The organism is Bacillus hominis, assembly GCF_018332515.1.
GTDB lineage: Bacteria > Bacillota > Bacilli > Bacillales > Bacillaceae_G > Bacillus_A > Bacillus_A hominis.
The window spans coordinates 1-2,352 of sequence record NZ_BOQD01000515.1; the positions used below are offsets into that span (position 1 = coordinate 1).

1 protein-coding gene and 1 pseudogene are annotated in these 2,352 nt (G+C 34.4%); both read right to left on the reverse strand.

Annotated elements, in window-relative coordinates; all coding sequences use genetic code 11:
• Positions 1-133: 133 nt before the first annotated feature.
• Positions 134-732: pseudogene (locus tag KI356_RS27020) on the reverse strand (nitroreductase family protein).
• Between the two features lie 398 nt (positions 733-1,130).
• Positions 1,131-2,204 (reverse strand): WD40/YVTN/BNR-like repeat-containing protein, encoded by a 1,074-nt coding sequence (locus KI356_RS27025; RefSeq protein ID WP_212936984.1) that lies wholly within the window; start codon positions 2,202-2,204, stop codon positions 1,131-1,133.
• Between the last annotated feature and the right edge of the window lie 148 nt (positions 2,205-2,352).

Here is a 2,352-nt window from a genome sequence, read left to right on the forward strand (position 1 = left end):
AACAAGGCGATCAAAAATGATCGCCTTGTTCTTTTTAAAAATATAATAGTGTTTTTCGGATTTCATCAATAGCATATCCCTAAAAAGAGCGAATAACTCTACTATAACTAGACCGTATTATTACATTTGAATATTACTTATGAAATTTCACACGTTCTTCAAGTGGTTGGAATTCTTTTTCACCTGGTGCAGTTGTTGGATTACCAAATGGCATTTGTGCAATTAGTTTCCAATTAGCAGGAACATTCCATTCTTGTTTTACCTCATCATCAATTAATGGATTATAATGTTGTAAAGATGCCCCTAATCCCTCTGCTTCTAAACCTGTCCACACGACTAATTGGTGCATACCTGATGCTTGGTGTGACCAAATTGGGAAGTTTTCAGCATATGCAGCAAATTTTTCTTGAAGCGATTTAACGATAGCCTCATCTTCAAAGAATAGTACTGTTCCATAACCAGCTTTAAAGGAATCCATTTTTGTTGCGTTCCTGAAAAATCTCCATCTCCAACTACTTTTCTTAATGTTTCAGTTGTAATATCCCATAATTTATTATGAGCTTCACCAAATAATACAACTAATCGCGCAGTTTGAGAATTGAAAGCTGATGGAGTATGTTTCACAGCAAACTCCACGATTTCTTTAATTTTTTCATCTGATACTTGTACCTCTTTATTAATTCCATAGTAAGTACGTCTTTCTTTCAGTGCAGTATAGAAATCTTTTGTCATAATTCATTTCCTCCTAAGTTTTAATATTCTTCCAAATGATACATCTCGAAGATAATATGCGTTTAAATGAGTTCATTTTTGAATCATTGAACTCCATAACACCAATTGCCAGTCATTCTGAATCTAACTAAACTGCTTCATATTTAAACCAATTCAATTTACTAAAAAAGCACCTTATAACATCATTGATAAAATCTAGTCATCATTCAGTACTATTTTATCCATTCTCTATTAATGTATCCTGCTTGTTTCATATTTACACAAATATGAAAATAACCTTAAATTGATGGTCAAAAAAGCCAGGTAGCACGAATAACGCATTACCTGGCTTTTTACATTTTAAATTTAAATTCAACTAACCGTTCCTAATGAATAGTTGTAAAAACTATACTCATCGCTTATTTAATAATTAATATCTCATATGGATGTTGTTCCATAAATCTATTCTCCCAAGGAATCTCTAGTGACGTCCAATTTGACCCACCGTCTACTGACTGGTAAACACCTTTATTGCTAAATAGATAGAACGTCCCATCACTTGTTGCCTTTAATACTGGTATGATTGTGCCTTTAGGAGTTGGTAAACCTGCATTCATTTCTGTCCAAGACTGATCTTTTTCTTTCTTATAAATAAATGATTCACAATTTCCATTATTATAATCATGCGCTACGTGTGGATTTGAAGATGTCGCAATAATAATATTTTCCGGATCAGTTGGATTAACTGCCATTTGGTATGCATAATGGTGCTTTAGCCCACTACAAATATAGTTCCAAGTCTTACCTCCATCACAACTCTCCGCGTACTCTTGACCTGGTTCTTTCAAGAATGAATCCCCTAAAACCCCGTATAAACGATTTGGCGCATTGCGATGTGATTTAAGAACGTGAATATCTTGAGGATAGTTCCCCTCTTTTTCCTCAGTCCATGTCATACCACCATCTACACTTTTAATTAATCCACCTACCTCAATAGTCGTATAAATGATTTGCGGATTATTAGCATCAATTTCAATATGTTTTACATGGTGTGTATATGTTCGTTGAGGAAAGAACCATGATGAATATGATGGCATTTGTCGATAATCAGTTAGCAATTCAAAACTGTCTCCTCCATTTTTGGATACGAACATTGCGCTCGGTTCAGTTCCTACATATACAATCCCGTTACCGTCATCCCCCTTCGCTGGAGATACAGAAACTGCTGTAATAGCTCTCATATGAATAGAATTAGCTGGGAACACTTCACCAAATGAAGGTAACGTACCAATCGCTTCCCATGAACTTCCTCCATCTTTACTTCTCCATAATCCCCTATCAAAAGTACCACAATACATTCTTTCTGGGTCATATGGATCTGAAGCTAACGCAACTGGATTAGCACCTGCAAACTGCGATTGGACGCTCCATGTTGAGTCTTTTTTTTCTACGATTACAAGTTCTCTATCAAACGCTAAAATGAATTTTCCCATAACTAAAATCTCCTCATTTCATAATATATCTACTGTATTATTTAAATTTTTGCCATTACAAGTTAAGAGGTGGTATTTATGTGCTATAGCATATAAATAGTAATTTTTATTCCTTATAAAAAATATTTCATAAGGAATATGTGACTAA

What these genes read in the sequence shown, in the direction of transcription:
- KI356_RS27025 (WP_212936984.1), bottom strand. Translation starts at nt 2,204, where the DNA reads ATGGGAAAATTCATTTTAGCGTTTGATAGAGAACTTGTAATCGTAGAA.